General features: G+C 58.2%; 27 protein-coding genes. 25 read left to right on the top strand and 2 right to left on the bottom strand.

Features of this window, described 5'->3' with window-relative positions; all coding sequences use genetic code 11:
- The first annotated feature begins 2 nt into the window (after window positions 1-2).
- The 20 genes from rpsQ (at window position 3) to bfr (ending at window position 11,197) form a co-directional block, all read left to right on the top strand.
- Entirely contained in the window at window positions 3-269 is a 267-nt protein-coding gene (gene rpsQ / locus LVS58_RS17520; protein ID WP_003255478.1) for a 30S ribosomal protein S17, read from the top strand.
- Between the two features lie 23 nt (window positions 270-292).
- Window positions 293-661 carry a 50S ribosomal protein L14 gene (gene rplN, locus LVS58_RS17515; protein ID WP_002555479.1) on the top strand — a complete coding sequence of 123 codons (369 nt, stop codon included), beginning with the start codon at window positions 293-295 and terminating at the stop codon, window positions 659-661.
- An 11-nt stretch (window positions 662-672) separates the two neighbouring features.
- Window positions 673-987, top strand: a complete 315-nt coding sequence (gene rplX / locus LVS58_RS17510) for a 50S ribosomal protein L24 (RefSeq protein ID WP_003255476.1) — start codon at window positions 673-675, stop codon at window positions 985-987.
- Window positions 988-1,007: 20 nt separating this feature from the next.
- The gene (gene rplE, locus LVS58_RS17505) at window positions 1,008-1,547 is read left to right on the top strand and encodes a 50S ribosomal protein L5 (RefSeq protein ID WP_003255474.1); all 540 of its coding nucleotides are present in this window, start codon (window positions 1,008-1,010) and stop codon (window positions 1,545-1,547) included.
- Window positions 1,548-1,560: 13 nt separating this feature from the next.
- Window positions 1,561-1,866, top strand: coding sequence for a 30S ribosomal protein S14 (gene rpsN, locus LVS58_RS17500; RefSeq protein ID WP_003255472.1), 306 nt, complete (start codon window positions 1,561-1,563; stop codon window positions 1,864-1,866).
- 208 nt (window positions 1,867-2,074) lie between these two features.
- On the top strand, window positions 2,075-2,467 hold the full coding sequence (gene rpsH, locus LVS58_RS17495) for a 30S ribosomal protein S8 (protein WP_003255471.1): 393 nt from the start codon (window positions 2,075-2,077) through the stop codon (window positions 2,465-2,467).
- A gap of 12 nt (window positions 2,468-2,479) precedes the next feature.
- Complete coding sequence (gene rplF / locus LVS58_RS17490) at window positions 2,480-3,013, top strand: 50S ribosomal protein L6 (RefSeq protein ID WP_003255469.1); 534 nt, start codon at window positions 2,480-2,482, stop codon at window positions 3,011-3,013.
- Between the two features lie 10 nt (window positions 3,014-3,023).
- A complete protein-coding gene (gene rplR / locus LVS58_RS17485; protein ID WP_003255467.1) occupies window positions 3,024-3,374 on the top strand; it encodes a 50S ribosomal protein L18 in 351 nt (116 codons plus the stop codon).
- A 3-nt stretch (window positions 3,375-3,377) separates the two neighbouring features.
- A complete protein-coding gene (gene rpsE / locus LVS58_RS17480) occupies window positions 3,378-3,878 on the top strand; it encodes a 30S ribosomal protein S5 (RefSeq protein WP_003255465.1) in 501 nt (166 codons plus the stop codon).
- 2 nt (window positions 3,879-3,880) lie between these two features.
- Window positions 3,881-4,057, top strand: a complete 177-nt coding sequence (rpmD, locus tag LVS58_RS17475) for a 50S ribosomal protein L30 (RefSeq protein ID WP_003255463.1) — start codon at window positions 3,881-3,883, stop codon at window positions 4,055-4,057.
- Window positions 4,058-4,060: 3 nt separating this feature from the next.
- Complete coding sequence (gene rplO / locus LVS58_RS17470; RefSeq protein WP_003255461.1) at window positions 4,061-4,495, top strand: 50S ribosomal protein L15; 435 nt, start codon at window positions 4,061-4,063, stop codon at window positions 4,493-4,495.
- A complete protein-coding gene (gene secY / locus LVS58_RS17465; protein WP_003257108.1) occupies window positions 4,496-5,827 on the top strand; it encodes a preprotein translocase subunit SecY in 1,332 nt (443 codons plus the stop codon).
- Window positions 5,828-5,855: 28 nt separating this feature from the next.
- A complete protein-coding gene (gene rpmJ / locus LVS58_RS17460) occupies window positions 5,856-5,972 on the top strand; it encodes a 50S ribosomal protein L36 (protein WP_002555468.1) in 117 nt (38 codons plus the stop codon).
- Between the two features lie 131 nt (window positions 5,973-6,103).
- Complete coding sequence (rpsM, locus tag LVS58_RS17455; RefSeq protein WP_003255457.1) at window positions 6,104-6,460, top strand: 30S ribosomal protein S13; 357 nt, start codon at window positions 6,104-6,106, stop codon at window positions 6,458-6,460.
- An 18-nt stretch (window positions 6,461-6,478) separates the two neighbouring features.
- Complete coding sequence (gene rpsK, locus LVS58_RS17450; protein WP_003255454.1) at window positions 6,479-6,868, top strand: 30S ribosomal protein S11; 390 nt, start codon at window positions 6,479-6,481, stop codon at window positions 6,866-6,868.
- A gap of 15 nt (window positions 6,869-6,883) precedes the next feature.
- On the top strand, window positions 6,884-7,504 hold the full coding sequence (rpsD, locus tag LVS58_RS17445) for a 30S ribosomal protein S4 (RefSeq protein ID WP_003255453.1): 621 nt from the start codon (window positions 6,884-6,886) through the stop codon (window positions 7,502-7,504).
- A 22-nt stretch (window positions 7,505-7,526) separates the two neighbouring features.
- A complete protein-coding gene (locus LVS58_RS17440) occupies window positions 7,527-8,528 on the top strand; it encodes a DNA-directed RNA polymerase subunit alpha (protein WP_003255452.1) in 1,002 nt (333 codons plus the stop codon).
- Between the two features lie 42 nt (window positions 8,529-8,570).
- Window positions 8,571-8,957 carry a 50S ribosomal protein L17 gene (rplQ, locus tag LVS58_RS17435; RefSeq protein WP_003255451.1) on the top strand — a complete coding sequence of 129 codons (387 nt, stop codon included), beginning with the start codon at window positions 8,571-8,573 and terminating at the stop codon, window positions 8,955-8,957.
- Window positions 8,958-9,129: 172 nt separating this feature from the next.
- A complete protein-coding gene (locus LVS58_RS17430) occupies window positions 9,130-10,569 on the top strand; it encodes a catalase (RefSeq protein ID WP_233692111.1) in 1,440 nt (479 codons plus the stop codon).
- Window positions 10,570-10,732: 163 nt separating this feature from the next.
- Window positions 10,733-11,197 (top strand): bacterioferritin, encoded by a 465-nt coding sequence (gene bfr / locus LVS58_RS17425; RefSeq protein WP_233692110.1) that lies wholly within the window; start codon window positions 10,733-10,735, stop codon window positions 11,195-11,197.
- Between the two features lie 72 nt (window positions 11,198-11,269).
- Here bfr and uvrA read toward each other — a convergent pair whose 3' ends face one another.
- The gene (uvrA, locus tag LVS58_RS17420) at window positions 11,270-14,104 is read right to left on the bottom strand and encodes an excinuclease ABC subunit UvrA (protein ID WP_233692109.1); all 2,835 of its coding nucleotides are present in this window, start codon (window positions 14,102-14,104) and stop codon (window positions 11,270-11,272) included.
- Between the two features lie 129 nt (window positions 14,105-14,233).
- Here uvrA and LVS58_RS17415 point away from each other — a divergent pair, with 129 nt between their 5' ends.
- Both LVS58_RS17415 and LVS58_RS17410 read left to right on the top strand, forming a co-directional pair.
- Window positions 14,234-15,628, top strand: a complete 1,395-nt coding sequence (locus tag LVS58_RS17415) for an MFS transporter (RefSeq protein WP_233692108.1) — start codon at window positions 14,234-14,236, stop codon at window positions 15,626-15,628.
- 9 nt (window positions 15,629-15,637) lie between these two features.
- A complete protein-coding gene (locus LVS58_RS17410) occupies window positions 15,638-16,186 on the top strand; it encodes a single-stranded DNA-binding protein (protein WP_016484656.1) in 549 nt (182 codons plus the stop codon).
- 200 nt (window positions 16,187-16,386) lie between these two features.
- Here LVS58_RS17410 and LVS58_RS17405 read toward each other — a convergent pair whose 3' ends face one another.
- Entirely contained in the window at window positions 16,387-17,781 is a 1,395-nt protein-coding gene (locus LVS58_RS17405; RefSeq protein ID WP_233692107.1) for an aminotransferase-like domain-containing protein, read from the bottom strand.
- A 410-nt stretch (window positions 17,782-18,191) separates the two neighbouring features.
- Here LVS58_RS17405 and LVS58_RS17400 point away from each other — a divergent pair, with 410 nt between their 5' ends.
- Genes LVS58_RS17400 through LVS58_RS17390 form a run of 3 tightly spaced genes read left to right on the top strand, consistent with a single transcriptional unit; the run spans window position 18,192 to window position 20,820 of the window.
- On the top strand, window positions 18,192-19,217 hold the full coding sequence (locus tag LVS58_RS17400) for a TauD/TfdA family dioxygenase (protein ID WP_016497751.1): 1,026 nt from the start codon (window positions 18,192-18,194) through the stop codon (window positions 19,215-19,217).
- A gap of 31 nt (window positions 19,218-19,248) precedes the next feature.
- Window positions 19,249-20,034, top strand: a complete 786-nt coding sequence (locus tag LVS58_RS17395) for a sulfite exporter TauE/SafE family protein (RefSeq protein WP_016484669.1) — start codon at window positions 19,249-19,251, stop codon at window positions 20,032-20,034.
- A gap of 24 nt (window positions 20,035-20,058) precedes the next feature.
- Window positions 20,059-20,820, top strand: a complete 762-nt coding sequence (locus LVS58_RS17390; RefSeq protein WP_233692106.1) for an SDR family NAD(P)-dependent oxidoreductase — start codon at window positions 20,059-20,061, stop codon at window positions 20,818-20,820.
- Window positions 20,821-20,849 lie beyond the last annotated feature (29 nt).

Raw genomic sequence — 20,849 nt, 5'->3', positions numbered from 1 at the left:
TCATGGCTGAAGCTGAAAAAACCGTCCGTACGCTGACTGGCCGTGTCGTCAGCGACAAAATGGACAAGACCATCACCGTTCTGATCGAGCGTCGCGTAAAGCACCCGATCTACGGTAAATACGTTAAGCGTTCGACTAAGCTGCACGCGCACGACGAAGCCAACCAGTGCAAGATCGGCGACAAGGTTTCCATCCGTGAAACCCGTCCGCTGGCCAAGACCAAGTCCTGGGCACTGGTTGAAGTCCTCGAACGCGCTGTTGAAGTCTAAGGGCTAGGGGTCGGAGAAATTTTATGATTCAGACTCAATCCATGCTCGATGTGGCCGATAACAGCGGCGCTCGTCGCGTCATGTGCATCAAGGTACTCGGCGGTTCGCACCGCCGTTACGCCGGTATCGGTGACATCATCAAAGTAACCGTCAAGGAAGCAATTCCGCGCGGTAAGGTCAAAAAAGGCCAAGTGATGACCGCTGTCGTCGTACGTACCCGTCACGGTGTTCGTCGCGCTGACGGTTCCATCATTCGTTTCGACGGCAACGCTGCTGTTCTGCTGAACAACAAGCAAGAGCCGATCGGCACTCGCATCTTCGGGCCAGTGACCCGTGAACTTCGTACTGAGAAGTTCATGAAGATCGTCTCGCTCGCCCCTGAAGTGCTGTAAGGAGATCCGACATGCAAAAGATTCGTCGTGACGACGAGATCATCGTGATCGCCGGCAAAGACAAAGGTAAGCGCGGTAAGGTGCTGAAGGTTCTGGCTGATGACCGTCTGGTTATCGGTGGCGTGAACCTGGTCAAGCGTCATACCAAGCCTAACCCGATGGCGGGCGTACAGGGCGGTATCGTCGAGAAAGAAGCGCCTCTGCACGCTTCCAACGTTGCCATCTTCAACGGTGAAACCAACAAGGCTGACCGCGTTGGTTTCAAAGTAGAAGACGGTAAAAAAATTCGTGTCTTCAAGTCGACCCAAAAAGCGGTTGATGCTTGAACACTGCTAGGTAGAAGACCATGGCACGACTGAAAGAGATTTACCGGAACGAAATCGCTCCTAAGCTTAAGGAAGAACTTAAGCTGTCGAACGTGATGGAAGTTCCGCGCGTTACCAAGATCACCCTGAACATGGGTCTGGGCGAAGCGATCGGCGACAAGAAAGTCATCGAGCACGCTGTTGCCGACCTGGAAAAGATCACCGGTCAAAAGCCGGTTGTGACTTTCGCTCGCAAATCCATCGCTGGCTTCAAAGTCCGCGAAGGCTGGCCGATCGGCGTCAAGGTGACCCTGCGTAGCGATAAGATGTACGAATTCCTGGACCGCCTGCTGGCGATCTCCCTGCCTCGGGTTCGCGACTTCCGCGGCCTGAATGCCAAGTCCTTCGATGGTCGTGGCAACTACAGCATGGGCGTGAAAGAGCAGATCATCTTCCCGGAAATCGACTACGACAAGATCGATGCTCTGCGCGGTTTGGACATCACCCTGACCACCACTGCTCGTTCGGACGACGAAGGCCGCGCTCTGCTGCGTGCTTTCAAGTTCCCGTTCCGCAACTGATTGGAGTAGGAAAATGGCCAAGAAGAGCATGAAAAACCGCGAGCTGAAGCGTCAGCTCACGGTAGCAAAGTTCGCCAAGAAGCGTGCTGAGCTGAAAGCGACCATCGTCAACCTGAACGCCTCTCCAGAAGAGCGTTTCGCTGCCGTTGTCGCTCTGCAGAAGCAGCCACGCGACGCTAGCGCCTCGCGCCTGCGCAACCGTTGCCGCCTGACCGGTCGTCCTCACGGTGTATACCGTAAGTTCGGCCTGGGCCGTAACATGCTGCGTCAAGCTGCAATGCGCGGTGACGTACCAGGTCTGGTCAAGGCCTCCTGGTAATCGCTGCAGGCAGGGCACGGGTGGAAGGGGAGCAATCTTCCGACCGCCGGTGACCTTGCCAACAAACAAGCCCCTATATGGGGCTTGTTTCGTTTCTGCCTTGTGTCTAGAATGACCGGCTCACCTGAGCCTGGGTTTTTGCCCAAACCGTTCGGGTGGTTGTCATAGCCGCAAGGCTAATAATTCTTGTATCAGGAGCATCTAGCCCATGAGTATGCAGGACCCGTTAGCGGACATGCTAACTCGCATCCGTAATGCCCAGATGGCTGAAAAGTCCGTCGTAAGCATGCCTTCCTCTACCCTGAAGGTCGCGGTTGCCAAAGTTCTGAAGGACGAAGGTTACATCGCTGGCTACCAGGTAACTGGTGAGGCCAAGCCTTCCCTGTCGATCGAACTGAAGTACTTCGAAGGCCGTCCGGTCATCGAGGAACTGAAGCGCTCCAGCCGTCCAGGCCTGCGCCAGTACAAGGCCGTCACCGATCTGCCGAAAGTACGTGGCGGTCTGGGCGTGTCTATCGTCTCCACCAACAAAGGTGTGATGACTGATCGCGCTGCGCGCGCTGCCGGTGTCGGCGGCGAAGTTCTGTGCACAGTGTTCTAAGGGGGGATAGACATGTCTCGCGTCGCTAAGAACCCCGTTAAGCTGCCATCCGGTGTCGAAGTCAAATTCGCCGGTCAGCAGCTTTCGGTGAAGGGTGCCAAAGGTACTCTCGAACTGAACGTTCACTCGTCTGTTGAAGTTACCGAAGAGTCTGGTGAGCTGCGTTTCGTCGCTCGCAATGGTGACCAGCAAGCTCGTGCCATGGCCGGTACCACCCGCGCTCTGGTCAACAACATGGTCCAAGGCGTAAGCCAAGGCTTCGAGCGCAAGCTCCAGCTGGTCGGTGTTGGTTACAAGGCACAGGCTAAAGGCACCGTCCTGAACCTGGCCCTGGGCTTCTCTCACCCAGTGGACTACGAACTGCCAGCCGGTATCACCGCTGAAACGCCTAGCCAGACCGACATCCTGATCAAGGGTATCGACAAGCAGCTGGTAGGTCAGGTGGCCGCTGAAATCCGCGACTTCCGTCCGCCAGAGCCTTACAAAGGTAAAGGTGTGCGTTACGCGGACGAAGTAGTCCGTCGTAAAGAAGCCAAGAAGAAGTAGGGCCTAGTAAATGACCGACAAAAAAGTTATTCGACTGCGTCGCGCTCGCAAAGCACGTCTCAAGATGCACGAACTCGAAGTCGTGCGCCTGTGCGTGTTCCGCTCCTCGCAGCACATCTACGCCCAGGTCATTTCGGCCGACGGCAGCAAGGTTCTGGCAAGCGCCTCGACCTTGGACAAAGACCTGCGTGATGGCGCCACTGGCAACATCGACGCGGCCACTAAGGTTGGCAAGCTGGTAGCTGAGCGTGCGAAAGCCGCCGGTGTATCTCAAGTTGCCTTTGACCGTTCCGGCTTCAAGTACCATGGCCGCGTCAAAGCGCTGGCTGATGCTGCTCGTGAAGGCGGGCTGGAGTTCTAAGTTATGGCAAATAACGATCAAAAGCGCGACGAAGGCTACATCGAGAAGCTGGTTCAAGTTAACCGCGTTGCCAAAACCGTAAAAGGCGGCCGTATCTTCACCTTCACCGCGCTGACCGTGGTTGGTGATGGTAAAGGTCGTGTTGGCTTCGGCCGTGGCAAGTCGCGCGAAGTACCAGCCGCGATCCAGAAAGCCATGGAAGCTGCTCGCCGCAACATGATCCAGGTTGACCTGAAGGGCACCACCCTGCAGTACGCCACCAAGGCTGCCCACGGCGCCTCGAAGGTTTACATGCAGCCTGCCTCGGAAGGTACCGGTATCATCGCCGGTGGCGCAATGCGTGCTGTCCTGGAAGTTGCTGGTGTTCAGAACGTTCTGGCCAAGTGCTACGGTTCGACCAACCCAGTGAACGTGGTTTACGCCACCTTCAAGGGTCTGAAAGCCATGCAATCTCCTGAATCCATTGCCGCCAAGCGTGGCAAGAGCGTCGAGGAGATCTTCTGATCATGGCAACCGTAAAAGTAACGCTGATCAAGAGCGTCTCGGGCCGTCTGCCTAACCACAAGCTGTGTGTTAAAGGCCTGGGTCTGCGTCGCATCGGTCACACTGTAGAAGTCCAGGATACTCCCGAGAACCGCGGGATGATCAACAAGGCTTACTACATGCTGAAGGTCGAGGGCTAATCGATGAAACTCAATGATCTGAGTCCAGCGCCGGGTTCCCGTCGCGAGAAGCATCGTCCAGGTCGTGGTATCGGTAGCGGTCTGGGTAAGACCGGCGGCCGTGGCCACAAAGGTCAGACTTCCCGTTCGGGTGGTTCGATCGCTCCTGGCTTCGAAGGCGGTCAACAGCCGCTGCACCGTCGCCTGCCGAAGTTCGGCTTCGTTTCCCTGAAAGCCATGGACCGCGCTGAAGTGCGTCTGTCCGAGCTGGCCAAAGTGGAAGGCGACGTGATCTCCGTGCAATCCCTGAAGGATGCCAACGTGATCAACCAGCACATTCAGCGTGTGAAAATCATGCTGTCTGGCGAAGTTACTCGCGCAGTCACCATCAAGGGTATCGCAGCCACCAAGGGTGCGCGTGCGGCTATCGAAGCAGCTGGCGGCAAATTCGAGGAATAAATGGCTAAGCAAGGTGCTCTCTCTTCGCTCGGTAAGGGCGGGATGTCGGAACTCTGGGCTCGTCTGCGCTTTCTGTTCATGGCGATCATCGTCTATCGGATAGGTGCGCATATCCCGGTTCCCGGCATCAATCCGGACCGTCTGGCGGATCTGTTTCGGCAGAATGAGGGGACCATTCTTAGCTTGTTCAACATGTTTTCCGGTGGCGCGCTCGAACGCATGAGCATCTTTGCACTGGGGATCATGCCGTACATTTCGGCATCGATCATCATGCAGTTGATGACGGCGGTCAGCCCGCAATTGGAGCAGTTGAAGAAGGAAGGTGAAGCTGGCCGTCGCAAGATCAGCCAGTACACCCGCTACGGCACCGTTATCCTGGCACTGGTCCAAGCCATTGGCATGTCCATTGGCCTGGCCAACCAGGGCGTGGCGTTTTCTGTAGGCCTGGGCTTCCATGTCGTCGCTGTTTCCACGTTCGTGGCAGGCGCGATGTTCATGATGTGGCTGGGCGAGCAGATCACCGAGCGCGGTGTGGGCAACGGTATCTCGATGTTGATTTTCGCGGGTATCGTTGCCGGTCTTCCGAGAGCAATCGGGCAGTCTTTCGAGTCTGCACGCACAGGCGATATCAACATTTTCGCCTTGGTCGCCATCGGTCTGCTGGCAGTAGCGATTATCGGTTTTGTGGTGTTCATTGAGCGTGGTCAGCGTCGTATCGCCGTTCATTACGCCAAGCGTCAGCAGGGCCGCAAGGTCTTCGCTGCGCAGACCAGCCACTTGCCGCTGAAGGTGAACATGGCGGGGGTTATCCCGGCCATTTTCGCGAGCAGCATTCTGCTGTTCCCGGCTTCGCTGGGTGCCTGGTTTGGTCAGTCCGAGGGTATGGGCTGGCTGCAGGACATCTCGCAGTCGATCGCTCCTGGTCAGCCGTTGAACATTCTGCTGTTTAGTGCAGGGATCATTTTCTTCTGCTTCTTCTACACAGCGTTGATGTTCAACCCGAAAGACGTAGCGGAAAACCTGAAGAAGTCCGGTGCCTTTATTCCGGGTATCCGTCCTGGTGAGCAGTCGGCGCGCTACATTGATGGCGTTCTGACCCGTTTGACCATGTTCGGTGCTCTTTACATGATGGCCGTCTGCCTTCTGCCCCAGTTCCTGGTGGTGGCAGCAAATGTGCCGTTCTACCTTGGCGGGACCTCGTTGCTGATTGTGGTAGTGGTTGTGATGGACTTCATGTCCCAAGTACAATCGCACCTCGTTTCGCACCAGTACGAATCCCTGATGAAGAAAGCCAACCTGAAAGGCTACGGTGGCAGCGGTTTGCTGCGCTGATACGCCCCTAAGGTTCGAGGAGTCGGTAATGAAAGTTCGTGCATCGGTGAAAAAGCTGTGCCGTAACTGCAAGATCATCCGTCGCGAAGGCGTCGTACGAGTGATCTGCAGCGCGGAACCGCGTCACAAACAGCGCCAAGGCTGAGTGTGATCTGCGCTTCAAACCCAGCAGCTAGTGTGCTGCTGGGTTGATTATTCGTTTCTACAGCGATATTATCTCGCGCCCTATTTCTTGGCTTCCGGGGCGTAGGTAGCTGTCAATTGGAGTCCCACTGAATGGCCCGTATTGCAGGCGTCAACATTCCAGATAACAAGCATACTGTTATCTCGCTGACCTACATCTATGGTGTCGGTCGCACAACTGCACAGAAGATTTGTGCAGACGCTGGTGTAAACCCAGCCGCTAAGATCAAGGATCTGAGCGACGAGCAAATCGAAACCCTGCGTGGCGAAGTCGCGAAGTTCACCACCGAAGGTGACCTGCGTCGTGACATCAACATGAAGATCAAGCGCTTGATGGACCTGGGTTGCTACCGCGGCCTGCGTCATCGTAAAGGTCTGCCGGTTCGCGGTCAGCGCACCAAGACCAACGCACGCACCCGTAAGGGCCCGCGTAAGCCGATCCGCAAGTAATCGCCCAGGAATATAGACATGGCAAAACCTGCTGCTCGTCCTCGTAAGAAAGTCAAAAAGACAGTGGTTGATGGCATCGCCCACATCCATGCTTCTTTCAACAACACCATCGTGACCATCACCGACCGTCAGGGCAATGCTTTGTCCTGGGCGACCTCCGGTGGTTCGGGTTTCCGTGGTTCGCGCAAATCCACCCCGTTCGCAGCTCAGATCGCTGCTGAGCGTGCTGGTCAAGCTGCGCTGGAATACGGTCTGAAGAACCTCGACGTTAACGTCAAGGGTCCAGGTCCAGGTCGTGAGTCCGCCGTTCGTGCATTGAACAGCTGCGGCTACAAGATCGCCAGCATCACCGACGTGACGCCAATCCCGCACAACGGGTGCCGTCCGCCGAAGAAGCGTCGCGTGTAATCAGGAGACAGAAGAATGGCACGTTACATTGGTCCAAAATGCAAACTGTCTCGTCGTGAAGGCACTGATCTGTTCCTGAAGAGCGGCGTTCGCGCTCTGGAATCGAAGTGCAATATCGAAGCAGCCCCAGGTATCCACGGCCAGCGCCGTGGCCGTCAGTCCGACTACGGCACCCAGCTGCGTGAGAAACAAAAAGTCCGTCGTATCTACGGTGTTCTGGAGCGTCAGTTCCGCGGTTACTACCAAGCTGCTGCCTCGAAAAAAGGCGCAACCGGTGAGAACCTGCTGCAACTGCTCGAGTGCCGTCTGGATAACGTCGTTTACCGTATGGGCTTCGGCTCGACTCGTTCCGAGTCTCGTCAGCTGGTTTCGCACAAAGCGATCAGCGTCAACGGTAAGACTGTAAACATTCCATCCTACCAAGTTCGTCCGGGTGACGTGGTCGCAGTCCGCGAGAAATCGCTGGGCCAGTTGCGCATTGTTCAAGCCCTTGAACTGTGCGCCCAGCGTGGCCGCGTTGAGTGGGTTGACGTGGATGCTGCTAAAAAGTCGGGCGTTTTCAAGAACGTTCCTGCTCGCAGCGACCTGTCTGCCGACATCAACGAAAACCTGATTGTCGAGCTCTACTCCAAGTAAGGGCTAGAAAATAGGTGCATCCATGCAGATTTCGGTAAATGAGTTCCTGACTCCCCGCCACATTGATGTGCAGGTAGTCAGTCCGACCCGCGCCAAGATTACGCTCGAGCCTCTCGAGCGTGGTTTCGGCCATACCCTGGGCAACGCGCTGCGCCGCATCCTGTTGTCCTCCATGCCTGGCTGTGCAGTAGTCGAGGCCGAGATCGATGGCGTACTCCATGAGTACTCCGCGATCGAAGGTGTTCAGGAAGACGTAATTGAAATCCTGTTGAACCTGAAAGGTCTGGCTATCAAACTGCATGGTCGTGACGAAGTTACGCTGACCTTGTCGAAAAAGGGTTCGGGGGTGGTTACCGCTGCCGATATTCAGCTGGATCACGATGTCGAGATCGTCAACCCCGATCACGTAATCGCGAACCTGGCGTCGAACGGCGCTCTGAACATGAAGCTCACTGTAGCTCGTGGTCGTGGTTACGAGCCGGCCGACTCCCGTCAAACCGACGAAGACGAAAGCCGTAGCATTGGCCGTCTGCAGTTGGACGCCTCCTTCAGCCCGGTGCGTCGTATCGCCTATGTGGTCGAGAACGCCCGTGTTGAACAGCGTACCAACCTGGACAAACTGGTCATTGATCTGGAAACCAACGGCACCCTGGATCCTGAAGAGGCTATCCGCCGCGCTGCGACCATCCTGCAACAGCAGCTGGCCGCGTTCGTCGACCTCAAAGGTGACAGCGAGCCTGTCGTAGTCGAGCAGGAAGACGAGATCGACCCGATCCTGCTGCGTCCGGTTGACGACCTGGAACTGACTGTACGTTCGGCCAACTGCCTCAAGGCGGAGAACATCTACTACATCGGCGACCTGATTCAGCGTACCGAAGTAGAGCTGTTGAAGACTCCTAACCTGGGTAAGAAGTCCCTGACTGAAATCAAGGACGTTCTGGCCTCTCGTGGTCTGTCTCTCGGCATGCGCCTCGACAACTGGCCGCCTGCAAGTCTTAAGAAAGACGACAAGGCGACCGCCTGATCGTCGTAATCACCGAACGTAGTGTTTGGTAAGGAATGAATCATGCGTCATCGTAAAAGTGGACGTCACCTGAGCCGTACCAGCTCTCACCGCAAGGCTATGTTCCAGAACATGGCAGTGTCGCTGATCGAGCACGAGCTGATCAAAACCACCCTGCCGAAAGCCAAGGAACTGCGCCGCGTTGCCGAGCCGCTGATCACCCTGGCCAAGGAAGACAGCGTTGCTAACCGTCGTCTGGCCTTCGACCGTACTCGTTCGAAGTCCGCTGTTGGCAAACTGTTCAACGACCTGGGCAAGCGTTACGCCACCCGTCAGGGCGGCTACCTGCGCATCCTGAAGTGCGGTTTCCGCGCTGGCGACAACGCGCCTATGGCGTACGTCGAGCTGGTTGATCGTCCGGTCGGCGGTGCTGTAGAAGCTGCTGAGTAAGACGTTCTGTCTGCTACAAAAAACCGGGCCTAGTGCCCGGTTTTTTGTGTGCAGAACTATTGTTTATTTCTATTGATACAAGTCATGTAATGAATTTGTGCCTGTAATCTTGCTCGTCGATACTCTCTTCAAAGCCGATTAGTCGGCGCATGAAGACCGATAAGGAGAGCCCATGAGCAAGATTCTCACCACCGCCAGCGGTGCACCTGTAGCCGACAACCAGAACTCCCGCTCCGCCGGTCCGCGCGGTCCGCTGCTGCTCGACGACTTCCACCTGATCGAGAAGCTCGCCCATTTCAATCGCGAGAACATTCCTGAGCGCCGCGTCCATGCCAAAGGCTCGGGTGCCTACGGTACCTTTACCGTTACTCACGATATCACCGGCTATACCAGCGCCAAGCTGTTCGAAGAGGTCGGTAAACAAACTGAGACTTTCTTACGCTTCTCCACTGTTGGCGGCGAGCGCGGCTCTGCAGATACCGAGCGTGACCCGCGTGGCTTTGCGGTGAAGTTCTATACCGAGGAAGGCAACTGGGACATCGTCGGTAACAACACGCCTGTGTTCTTCATTCGCGATCCACTGAAGTTCCCGGATTTTATCCACACCCAGAAGCGCCACCCGCAGTCCAACCTGAAGAACGCTCAGATGATGTGGGACTTCTGGTCGCACTCCCCGGAAGCGCTGCACCAGGTCACCATCCTCTTTTCCGACCGTGGCATTCCGGACGGCTATCGCCACATGCATGGCTTTGGCAGCCACACCTACAGCCTGATCAATGCACAGGGTGAACGCACTTGGGTCAAATGGCACTTCAAGACCCAACAAGGCATTAGGAACCTCACCCCGACAGACGCTGCACGCCTGGCAGGTACCGACCCGGATTACGCTCAGCGAGATCTTTTCGAGGCCATCGAGCGTGGCGACTACCCGCGCTGGACGGTTTGCATTCAGGTGATGAGCGAAACCGAGGCAGTCAGCCGCGACGAGAACCCTTTCGACGTGACCAAGACGTGGTCGCAGAAGGACTATCCGCTCATCGAGGTGGGTGTGCTGGAGCTCAACCGTAACCCGCTCAACTATTTTGCAGAGGTCGAGCAGGCCACGTTCGGGCCGAGCAATATGGTGCCCGGCGTCGGTCTTTCACCGGACCGCATGCTGCAAGGCCGAGTATTCGCCTACGCCGACGCGCACCGCTATCGCGTGGGCACCAACCACCAGCAATTGCCAGTCAACGCACCACGCTGCCCGGTAAACAGTTACCAGCGCGATGGCTCCATGGCGACCGGCAGGTACGGTAGTGCTCCGAACTACGAGCCAAACAGTTATAGCGATGCCCCGAAACAATCGCCACGTCATGCTGAGCCAGCATTGGCCATAATGGGTTCGGCTGATCGCTACGATCACCGCGAAGACACCGACTACTTCAGTCATCCCGGTGCTTTGTTCCGTTTGATGAGCGATGAGCAGAAAGCCCTGCTGATCAGCAACATCGCCGGTGCTATGGCGGGTGTCAGCGAAGACGTGATTCAGCGTCAGCTACAGTACTTCTTTAAGGCGGATCCCGCCTATGGGGAAGGGATTGCAAAGGCTTTGGGCATCAATCTCGCCTAAGTCGAAGTGATAAGAAGAACCGCCCTCATTTGGGCGGTTTTTCCATGAATATCACTACTGTTTAGCCGATTTTTTGCGTCTAATTGCGTGTTTTTCAGTGACCGTAGACAAAAGCTGGTTCACACTATGTGGCATAGACGTTTTCACATGGAGAACCAGGGCGATGCAAGGCCACCCGGACGTAATCAACTATCTCGTCACGCTGCTGAAGGGCGAACTGGCGGCACGCGACCAGTACTTCATTCATTCGCGCATGTACGAAGACTGGGGCCTGTCCAAGCTCTACGAGCGCATCAACCACGAGATGGAGGAAGAGACGCAGCACGCCGATGCCCTGATGCGTCGTATCCTCATGCTCGAAGGGACCCCTGACATGCGTGCCGATGACCTGGAGGTCGGCAGCACCGTGCCGGAAATGATCGAGGCAGACCTCAAGCTCGAATACAAAGTGCGCGGTGCGCTTTGTAAAGGCATCGAGCTGTGTGAACTGCACAAGGACTATGTCAGTCGTGACATCCTGCGTGCGCAACTGGCCGACACCGAAGAAGATCACACCTACTGGCTTGAGAATCAGCAGGGCCTGATCAAGGCCATCGGGCTGGAAAACTACCTGCAGTCGCAGATGTAAGTTATCCACAGGCTCAAGTAAAAGCCCCTGGCACCATCGGTACCAGGGGCTTTTTCGTTGCGCTGGCAACACTCAGGCCCGATCCCGCTCCAGCAATGGTTTCAGGTAATGGCCGGTATAGGACTGCTTCATCTCGCTCAGCTCTTCTGGCGTACCGCAGGCAATGATCTGCCCACCCTTGGAGCCACCCTCAGGCCCCAGGTCAACCAGCCAGTCGGCAGTCTTGATCACATCCAGGTTATGCTCGATCACCACCACGGTGTTGCCGTGGTCGCGCAGGCGATGCAACACGTCCAGCAGTTGCTGGATATCGGCAAAGTGCAGACCGGTGGTAGGTTCGTCGAGGATGTACAAGGTCTTGCCGGTATCGCGCTTGGACAGTTCGCGCGACAGCTTCACCCGCTGCGCCTCACCGCCGGACAAGGTGGTCGCTGATTGCCCCAGTTTGATGTACGACAGGCCCACATCCATCAACGTTTGCAGCTTGCGCGCCAGCGCCGGCACCGCATCGAAGAACGCTCGGGCATCCTCGATGGTCATTTCCAGCACCTCGTGGATGTTCTTGCCCTTGTACTTGATCTCCAGGGTTTCGCGGTTGTAGCGCTTGCTCTTGCAGACGTCACACGGCACGTAGATGTCCGGCAGGAAGTGCATTTCCACCTTGATCAGGCCATCGCCCTGACAGGCCTCGCAACGGCCCCCCTTGACGTTGAATGAGAAACGCCCCGGGCCATAACCACGTGAGCGAGACTCCGGTACACCCGAGAACAGCTCGCGGATCGGCGTGAAGATACCGGTGTAGGTCGCCGGGTTGGAGCGTGGTGTGCGGCCGATCGGGCTCTGGTCGATATCCACTACCTTGTCCAGGTGCTGCAGACCGTCCATGCTGCTGTGCGGTGCGGCTTCCAGGCTGCTTGCGCCATTGAGTGCCGTGGCGGCCAAGGGGAAAAGGGTGTTGTTGATCAGCGTCGACTTGCCCGAGCCGGATACACCGGTCACGCAGGTCAGCAGGCCGATGGGTACTTCCAGGTCGACGTTTTGCAGGTTGTTACCACGCGCGCCTTTGAGCTTGAGCTGCAGCTTCTTGTTGCGCGGCGTGCGCTTGGCCGGCACAACGATCTTCTTGCGCCCGGACAGGTACTTGCCAGTCAGCGAATCGGGATGGTCCATGACCTCCTGTGGCGAGCCTTCGGCGACGATCTGCCCACCGTGAACACCGGCGCCCGGGCCGATGTCGACCACGTAGTCGGCCAGCCGAATGGCGTCCTCGTCGTGTTCCACCACGATCACCGTGTTGCCCAGGTCGCGCAAATGGTTGAGGGTGGCCAACAGGCGGTCGTTGTCGCGTTGGTGAAGGCCGATGGACGGTTCATCAAGGATGTACATCACCCCCACAAGACCGGCGCCGATCTGGCTGGCGAGTCGGATGCGTTGCGCCTCACCGCCGGACAAGGTGTCGGCGCTACGATCCAGTGTCAGGTAGTCGAGGCCGACATTGACCAGGAACTGAAGTCGTTCGCAGATTTCCTTGAGGATTTTTGCCGCGATTTCGCCACGCCGGCCAGTAAGGGTCAGTTGACCAAAGTAGTTGCTGGCTTCACCGATCGGCATATTGGTCACCGCCGGCAGGGTTTTCTCGCCCACCCACACATGGCGCGCTTCGCGGCGCAGGCGCGTACCCCGGCAATCCGGGCACGGTTGCGTGCCCAGGAATTTGGCCAGCTCTTCACGCACGGTGGCCGACTCGGTTTCGCGGTAGCGGCGCTCAAGGTTCGGCACAATGCCTTCGAACGGGTGCGATCGCTTGACGATATCGCCTCGGTCGTTGAGGTACTTGAAGTCGACGCTCTGCTTGCCGCTGCCCTGCAGGATCACCTTCTGGTGTTCGGCCAACAACTCGCCGAATGGCTCCTCCAGGCTGAAGCCGTAGTGCGCAGCCAACGAACCGAGCATCTGGAAGTAGTACACGTTACGCCGATCCCAGCCGCGGATCGCACCTTCGGCCAAGGTCAGTTCGATGTTGACCAGGCGCTTGGTGTCGAAGAATTGCTTGACCCCCAGGCCGTCGCAGGTCGGGCAGGCGCCAGCCGGGTTGTTGAAGGAGAACAGCTTCGGTTCCAGCTCACTGATCGCGTGGCCGCACACCGGGCAGGCGAAGCGCGCGGAGAAGATCGTCTCCTCGCCTTGTTCGTCGTCCATCGGTGCCACCAGGGCAATACCGTCGGCCAGCTTCAACGCGGTCTCGAACGATTCGGCCAGGCGCTGTTGCAGGTCTGCGCGGACTTTGAAGCGGTCCACCACCACATCGATGCTGTGCTTCTTCTGTTTGTCCAGCTTGGGCAGTTCATCGAGTTCGTAGAGCTTGCCGTTGACCCTGGCCCGCACGAAGCCCTGGGCGCGAAGCTCGTCAAACACCGCCAGGTGCTCGCCCTTGCGCTCGCGCACCACCGGCGCGAGCAGCATCAGCTTGCTGCCTTCCGGGCGCTCCAGCACCAGGTCGACCATCTGGCTGATCGTTTGCGCCTCCAGCGGGATATCGTGGTCCGGGCAGCGTGGAGTACCGACGCGGGCGTACAGCAGGCGCAGGTAGTCGTAGATTTCGGTAATGGTGCCGACCGTGGATCGCGGGTTGTGCGAGGTCGACTTCTGCTCGATCGAAATCGCCGGCGACAGGCCTTCGATGGTGTCGACGTCGGGCTTTTCCATCATCGACAGGAACTGCCGGGCGTAGGCCGACAGCGATTCCACGTAGCGGCGCTGGCCTTCGGCGTACAAGGTATCGAATGCCAGGGATGACTTGCCGGAACCCGACAGGCCGGTGATCACGATCAACTTGTCCCGGGGCAGGGTCAGGTCGATGTTCTTCAGGTTGTGGGTCCGTGCCCCACGAATCAGAATCTTGTCCACTGCGGCCTCGCTTGGCGGGCATAAACAAGGAAGTATACGGCGCGCCAGTATGACGCGGCAAAGCGTCGCGTAGATGCCGTCAAGCTGTCGGACTGATAGAATCGCCGCCGGTTCACACGAGGTTAATCCATGCACGACACCCACAACGAGCGTATGAGTGGCGGCGAAACCCGCGCCGCTGGCGGCCTTGCCCTGGTCTTTGCCTTTCGTATGCTGGGCATGTTCATGGTCTTGCCGGTACTGGCCACCTACGGCATGGACCTGGCTGGCGCCACACCTGCCCTGATTGGCCTGGCCATTGGTGCCTATGGCCTGACTCAGGCGGTATTGCAGATCCCGTTCGGGATGGTTTCCGACCGCATCGGTCGCCGGCCGGTGATTTATCTGGGCCTGGTGATCTTTGCCCTGGGCAGTGTGCTGGCGGCCCAGGCTGATTCTATCTGGGGCGTGATTGCCGGGCGCATCCTGCAGGGCGCAGGGGCCATTTCTGCTGCGGTCATGGCACTGCTGTCGGACCTCACCCGCGAACAACACCGGACCAAGGCCATGGCCATGATAGGCATGAGCATCGGCCTGTCGTTTGCTGTCGCCATGGTCGTTGGTCCATTGCTGACAAGTGCCTTTGGTTTGTCAGGTTTGTTCCTGGTTACGGCCGGGCTTGCCTTGGTCGGCATCCTGTTGATCGCCTTTGTCGTACCCAACACCCACAGCATTTTGCAGCACCGCGAGTCGGGTGTGGCGCGCCAGGCCATCGGCCCGACCCTGCGTCATCCGGACCTTCTGCGCCTGGACGTAAGCATTTTCATCCTGCACGCCGTCCTCATGGCCAGCTTCGTTGCGCTGCCGCTGGCGTTCGTCGAGCGTGGCGGCCTGCCCAAGGAGCAGCATTGGTGGGTGTACCTGACCGCGCTGTTCATCTCATTTTTTGCAATGGTCCCGTTCATCATCTACGGCGAAAAAAAGCGCAAGATGAAACGTGTGTTGGCCGGCGCGGTCAGTGTCCTGCTGCTGACAGAGATATACTTCTGGGAGTGGGCTGACGGTTTGCGCGGACTGGTGATTGGCACCGTGGTATTCTTTACCGCATTCAACCTGCTGGAGGCTTCGCTGCCTTCTCTGGTGAGCAAGGTGTCGCCTGCTGGTGGCAAGGGGACGGCAATGGGGGTGTATTCCACCAGCCAGTTCCTCGGTGCAGCGTTAGGCGGCATCCTTGGCGGCTGGCTGTTCCAGCACGGTGGGCTGAACACGGTGTTCCTCGGTAGCGCAGTGCTGTGTGCTATCTGGCTGATCGTCGCCTTGCGCATGAACGAGCCGCCATATGTGACCAGCCTGCGCATGCCTCTGACGCCTGAGGCGGTCCGGGAAGCCGGCCTGACCGAGCGCCTCATGGCCGTGCCGGGTGTGACCGACGCTGTGGTGGTGGCAGAAGAAGCCGCCATCTATATCAAACTGGATACGAAAATTTTGGACCGTGCGACCCTCGAGCGACTGGTGAATCCAGCCTCTTCGGCGTGCGAAGCCTAGGAGAACGTTATGGCCCGTGGGGTTAACAAAGTCATTCTGGTCGGTACCTGTGGTCAGGATCCCGAAGTCCGCTACCTGCCCAACGGTAACGCCGTGACCAACCTGAGCCTGGCCACCAGCGAGCAGTGGACTGACAAGCAGTCGGGCCAAAAGGTCGAGCGTACCGAGTGGCACCGTGTGTCGCTGTTCGGCAAGGTTGCCGAAATCGCTGGCGAATACCTGCGCAAGGGTTCGCAATGCTACATCGAAGGCAAACTGCAGACCCGCGAGTGGGAAAAAGACGGCATCAAGCGCTACACCACCGAGATCATTGTCGACATCAACGGCACCATGCAGCTGCTCGGCGGTCGTCCGCAAGGCCAGCAGCAAGGCGGCGACCCGTACAACCAGGGTGGCGGCAACTACAACCAGGGTGGCCAGCCCCAGCAATACAACCAGGCACCGCCTCGCCAACAGGCCCAGCGCCCGCAACAGGCCCCTCAGCGTCCAGCGCCGCAGCAGCCTGCGCCGCAGCCGGCTGCGGACTTCGACAGCTTTGATGACGACATTCCGTTCTGACACGACCGGACACGCGTCCGCTACATCGAAAACCCAGGGCATTACCCTGGGTTTTTTTATGCGCGCCCACGCCGATACTGAGGGGCGCCGCGCCCCGCCGCATAGGCAAGCTGCATGTTGAGGACTCGGCGTTGCGCCACTGAAGCCAATGTCGCCGGCGTGTCAGCGGATTCGAGAGCACCCGTCGGCCTCGCTCATTGCTAGTAGAAAAGCCGTGGTTCGGATGAATCCAGCAAGCTGGCGAGCTTGGTCAAGGCAAAGCTGAGTTCGGCACGGCTTGGCGTCATCAGGGCGATACGCACGCCACAGCTGGTGGGTGTGCGCTCAGGCAGAAACTGGCTGCCGCTGACCACGGTGACGCCATTGTTGCGCGCCAGGTTGGCGAATTCATCGCTGGTCCATGGTTCAGGGAGTTCCAGCCAAATATGGAAACTGTTCGGCTGGCTGCGAATCTTGTACCTGCCAAGGATTTCCTGTGCCATAAGCTGCCGTGCCGCGGCTTCTTCCTGCTGCTCCCGCACCAGCTGATCGGCCATACCGCTGTTGATCAGGTTGCTGGCCAACTGAGCCATCAGCGGGGAGGGCATCCAGACGCTGCTGCGCACCATGGACGACAACCGTGACAGCGTTTGTGGCGGCGCGTAGAGGTAGCCGATACGCAGGGCCGGCAGCACGCTCTTGGACAGGCTGGTCAGGTACACCGAGCGCTCAGGTGCATAGGCGGCCAAGGGTTTGTAGTCAGGCGCCGGTTCGAGGAAACCGTAGATATCGTCATCCACGATGAACAGGTCGAACTCGCGGGCAATCTGCGCGATAGCCTCGCGACGCGGGTGCGGCATTACCGAGTTGGTCGGGTTCTGGTGAGTGGTCACACACACCAGCAGCGACGGGCGGTGCTCCTGGCAGGCGGCCCGCAAGGCCTCGGGAATCAGACCGTGCTCGTCCATGGCTACCCCGCGCAAACGGCGGCCCATGCTGTGGGCAAGGGAAATGATGCCGGGGTAGCAGAGCGACTCGCAGAGGATCACATCATCGCCTTTCGACAAGCTGCTGATGGCCACCAGCAGCCCATGTTGAGCGCCGGAGGTCAGCACCACCTGTTGCGCGCGAGCGTCGGGCAGCCAGCGCTGAATCCAGGTAGCGCCAGCCTGCTTGTGCGTCGCATGGCCACCGTCAGTAACGTAGTCGAGCACTTGGTCAAGGTCGGGGGATGACGCCAGCTCGGTAATTGCTCTGCGCAGCCAGTCGGCCATGTGCGCATCGTTGGGCTTGATGATCGAAAGGTCAATCTGGCCGCTTTCATGCTTGAGCGGTGCGGGCCGCAAAGGTGCGGTGGGGGTAGGGGCAGGCGCCGGCCGTTGCTGCAGGACGAAAGTACCCCGGCCAACCTCGCCAACCACCAAGCCCCGTTTGGCGGCTTCGTCATAGGCGCGTCCGATAGTGCCAGGCGTCACCTGCAATGACTCGGCGAGATCCTTGAGTGTTGGCAGGCGGTCGCCTGGCGCCAGACGGCCGTTGCCAATGTCCTGTTCAAGAGCATCGGCAATCATCAGGTAGACCGGCTGCGCCAGGTCGCTGTAGTGAGGAACCCACATGGAAATGGCACCAGAATCTGCAAGAACGCGGAAGCCTAGCACGAAAGCTCTTATCGGGGTAATCGCGTTTCCGATGTGTGGATTAACTCTATTGGTGCGAATCGGCGCTTATCACTGCGGGCTCGCTTTGGCACGGTGCGCACGCGCGTGATCACGCGTTAAAAGCGCTGCTCAAAGAAATCTTTTGAAATCAATAAGTTGATTAAATCGACTCAATGATGATGGCAATCGGCCAATTAAAACAATTGAATCGAGCTTATTTTTGTAATTACAATGATTGAGTCGATGCAATGTGGTGGTGCCTGGAGTGGCACCTCGCGCTCGTATCGCCCAAGTGTGAACGGTTTCAAAAACTGCCGCGTCTGCCCGGCATAGCAAGACACCGAATGGCCAATGGAATAGCACCTGAAATGGAAAGCGCACACCTGCAACAAGCAGCCGAGCCTCAGACCTCACTCGAAATCCGCCTGCCCTGGGTTGTCTCCAGCGCCTGGCAAACCTTGCTGAGCAATACGCCGCTCGATTTCGAAACCAGCAAAGAGCTTTACCCGCAACTCAAGGAGCAGGCTCAAGAGGTCCTGGGTAAAGCACTGTGCCAGCAAATCCGGGGTTTCGTTGAGGATCCGCAACTGACCAGCATGATTGTGCGTAATTGCCCACGCGATCGCGATGTGCCTCCGACCCCTTACTCTGGTGTGCTCAGCCCGCGCAGCACGCCGATTGCCTGTCTGGTCAGCCTGACCATGCAAAACCTGATGGGCATCAACCCGGTTGTCTACGAGGGTGAAAATGACGGGCGTCTGTTTCGCCATGTAATCCCGGCCCGTACATCATCCAGCCAAAAGAGTTCGCATGGCTCGCGGCTGCGCTTCTCCTATCACGTCGACAATCCCGACCTGCCATTGTCCTCCGAGCCGCTGGGTAGTGTTTCCTGCTGCCCGGAGTACCTGTCGTTCTTCGGCATGCGCTGTGATCCGCGTATCAGTACCACCTTGGTCAACCTTGACGCAGTGATCGCGTCGCTGCCCTTGGCCACCGTGCGTGAACTGTGCGAAGCGCAGTTCGAAATCCGCCGCCCTGATTCGTTCACCGGTAACCGCCGTTGCACCGCTGAGTTGCCAGTGCTGGTGCGCGGCCATTCAGGCGAGTGGCTGTGCCGTTTCGACAGCGAGAACACCCACGGGCTGAACCTGCGAGCCGAGCAGGCCTTGGCCACCCTGCGCGTTCTGTTGGAAACCCGGCGTTTCGATGAGCCTCACCTGCTGCTGCCAGGCGATTTCATGATCTTCAAGAACCAGCGCGTGCTGCATGCCCGCGATGGTTTCGAGCCGCAGAACGACGGTGCTGACCGTTGGCTGCTACGGGTGTTCGCGGTCAACGACCTGAACCGGGTGCGCTTTGCCCGGGCCGATCACCTTTACGAAGTGCTCTCCTGATTTCTCTTCATTTTTCGACGGAATTACTGCTATGGAACTGTTAGGCGCTTACTGGGCGGAACACTGGCTGCTGGCGATCCTGCTGCTGGGCGCCATTGCCTTTGTCGCGGGCTTTGTGGACAGCATTGCCGGGGGCGGCGGGTTGTTTTTGGTGCCAGGGTTTTTGCTGGTGGGCATGCCGCCTCAGGTAGCGCTGGGGCAGGAGAAACTGGTAAGTACGCTGGGTACGCTGGCTGCCATCCGCAACTTCCTGGCCAACAGCAAGATGGTCTGGCAGGTGGCACTGGTTGGCGTACCTTTCTCACTGCTCGGCGCCTATCTGGGAGCGCACCTGATTGTCTCGATCTCTCAGGAAACCGTGGGCAAGATCATCCTGGCATTGATCCCTTTCGGCATTCTGATTTTCCTCACTCCCAAGGATCGCCCGATAGAGGAGCGAGTGCTGTCGGCGCGGATGCTCTACACCGTCGTGCCGTTGACCTGTCTGGCCATCGGCTTTTACGACGGCTTCTTCGGCCCAGGTACCGGCAGCATGTTCATCATCGCTTTTCACTACCTGCTGCGCATGGACCTGGTTTCCAGCTCGGCCAACTCCAAGACCTTCAACTTCGCCTCCAACATCGGTGCGCTGGTCGCATTCATCATGGCCGGCAAGGTTGTCTATCTGCTGGCGTTGCCGCTGGTGGCGTGCAACATCCTCGGCAATCACATGGGCAGTGCACTGGCACTGCGCAAAGGGAACGACGTGGTACGCAAGGTGTTGGTGTTCTCCATGCTGTGCCTGTTCACCAGCCTGGGCGTGAAGTACCTGGTCTGACAATACCTCTGGGAGACAAACCTGATGAAAACTGCATTCGTGACTGGCGCCTCCTCAGGCTTTGGCCGAGCCATATGCCGCACCTTGGTTGCCAAGGGCTACCGTGTGATCGGTGGCGCCCGCCGCATGGACAAGCTGCGGGCACTGGAGCATGAGCTTGGCGACAACTTCATTCCACTGGCGCTGGATGTGACTGATGGGCAGTCGATCAGCGCAGCAATTGCGCAGATCAACGAAGCTGCGTCGAGCATCAATGTGCTGGTCAACAACGCAGGTCTGGCGCTGGGTATCGAGCGGGCTCAGGCCTGCAGCGCCGAGAACTGGCAGCGCATGATCGACACAAACATCACCGGCTTGGCCATGGTCACCCACGCGGTGTTGCCACAGATGGTCGAAGCCGACAGTGGCATGATCATCAACATGGGTTCGATTGCCGGCACTTACCCCTACCCGGGCGGTAATGTTTATGGCGCAAGCAAGGCATTCGTGCGTCAGTTCAGCCTGAACCTGCGCGCCGATCTGGCAGGCACCCGCGTGCGGGTCAGCAATATCGAGCCTGGGCTGTGTTCCGGGACCGATTTCTCGGTGGTACGCCTGAACGGCGACCTGAATGCGGTGGATGCGTTGTACCGTGATGTGCAGGCAATCCTGCCCGAGGACATTGCCGCCACGGTTGCCTGGATCGCCGAACAGCCGCCACACGTAAACATCAACACGCTCGAAATCATGCCGGTGGCGCAGAGCAGTGCGGCCTTGAACGTGGCGCGCAATCTACCGCTGTGCTGACCGGGATCAATCGCACTTTCGGCATTCTT

This window comes from Pseudomonas sp. JR33AA (assembly GCF_021378985.1).
Taxonomy (GTDB): domain Bacteria; phylum Pseudomonadota; class Gammaproteobacteria; order Pseudomonadales; family Pseudomonadaceae; genus Aquipseudomonas; species Aquipseudomonas alloputida.
This window is presented reverse-complemented; position numbering and strand designations above follow the sequence as displayed.

Bases quoted from the DNA above. Each gene is read 5' to 3' on its own strand.
- rpsQ (WP_003255478.1), top strand. From the start codon at position 3: ATGGCTGAAGCTGAAAAAACCGTCCGTACGCTGACTGGCCGTGTCGTC.
- rplN (WP_002555479.1), top strand. From the start codon at position 293: ATGATTCAGACTCAATCCATGCTCGATGTGGCCGATAACAGCGGCGCT.
- rplX (WP_003255476.1), top strand. From the start codon at position 673: ATGCAAAAGATTCGTCGTGACGACGAGATCATCGTGATCGCCGGCAAA.
- rplE (WP_003255474.1), top strand. From the start codon at position 1,008: ATGGCACGACTGAAAGAGATTTACCGGAACGAAATCGCTCCTAAGCTT.
- rpsN (WP_003255472.1), top strand. From the start codon at position 1,561: ATGGCCAAGAAGAGCATGAAAAACCGCGAGCTGAAGCGTCAGCTCACG.
- rpsH (WP_003255471.1), top strand. From the start codon at position 2,075: ATGAGTATGCAGGACCCGTTAGCGGACATGCTAACTCGCATCCGTAAT.
- rplF (WP_003255469.1), top strand. From the start codon at position 2,480: ATGTCTCGCGTCGCTAAGAACCCCGTTAAGCTGCCATCCGGTGTCGAA.
- rplR (WP_003255467.1), top strand. From the start codon at position 3,024: ATGACCGACAAAAAAGTTATTCGACTGCGTCGCGCTCGCAAAGCACGT.
- rpsE (WP_003255465.1), top strand. From the start codon at position 3,378: ATGGCAAATAACGATCAAAAGCGCGACGAAGGCTACATCGAGAAGCTG.
- rpmD (WP_003255463.1), top strand. From the start codon at position 3,881: ATGGCAACCGTAAAAGTAACGCTGATCAAGAGCGTCTCGGGCCGTCTG.
- rplO (WP_003255461.1), top strand. From the start codon at position 4,061: ATGAAACTCAATGATCTGAGTCCAGCGCCGGGTTCCCGTCGCGAGAAG.
- secY (WP_003257108.1), top strand. From the start codon at position 4,496: ATGGCTAAGCAAGGTGCTCTCTCTTCGCTCGGTAAGGGCGGGATGTCG.
- rpmJ (WP_002555468.1), top strand. From the start codon at position 5,856: ATGAAAGTTCGTGCATCGGTGAAAAAGCTGTGCCGTAACTGCAAGATC.
- rpsM (WP_003255457.1), top strand. From the start codon at position 6,104: ATGGCCCGTATTGCAGGCGTCAACATTCCAGATAACAAGCATACTGTT.
- rpsK (WP_003255454.1), top strand. From the start codon at position 6,479: ATGGCAAAACCTGCTGCTCGTCCTCGTAAGAAAGTCAAAAAGACAGTG.
- rpsD (WP_003255453.1), top strand. From the start codon at position 6,884: ATGGCACGTTACATTGGTCCAAAATGCAAACTGTCTCGTCGTGAAGGC.
- LVS58_RS17440 (WP_003255452.1), top strand. From the start codon at position 7,527: ATGCAGATTTCGGTAAATGAGTTCCTGACTCCCCGCCACATTGATGTG.
- rplQ (WP_003255451.1), top strand. From the start codon at position 8,571: ATGCGTCATCGTAAAAGTGGACGTCACCTGAGCCGTACCAGCTCTCAC.
- LVS58_RS17430 (WP_233692111.1), top strand. From the start codon at position 9,130: ATGAGCAAGATTCTCACCACCGCCAGCGGTGCACCTGTAGCCGACAAC.
- bfr (WP_233692110.1), top strand. From the start codon at position 10,733: ATGCAAGGCCACCCGGACGTAATCAACTATCTCGTCACGCTGCTGAAG.
- LVS58_RS17415 (WP_233692108.1), top strand. From the start codon at position 14,234: ATGCACGACACCCACAACGAGCGTATGAGTGGCGGCGAAACCCGCGCC.
- LVS58_RS17410 (WP_016484656.1), top strand. From the start codon at position 15,638: ATGGCCCGTGGGGTTAACAAAGTCATTCTGGTCGGTACCTGTGGTCAG.
- LVS58_RS17405 (WP_233692107.1), bottom strand. From the start codon at position 17,781: ATGTGGGTTCCTCACTACAGCGACCTGGCGCAGCCGGTCTACCTGATG.
- LVS58_RS17400 (WP_016497751.1), top strand. From the start codon at position 18,192: ATGGAAAGCGCACACCTGCAACAAGCAGCCGAGCCTCAGACCTCACTC.
- LVS58_RS17395 (WP_016484669.1), top strand. From the start codon at position 19,249: ATGGAACTGTTAGGCGCTTACTGGGCGGAACACTGGCTGCTGGCGATC.
- LVS58_RS17390 (WP_233692106.1), top strand. From the start codon at position 20,059: ATGAAAACTGCATTCGTGACTGGCGCCTCCTCAGGCTTTGGCCGAGCC.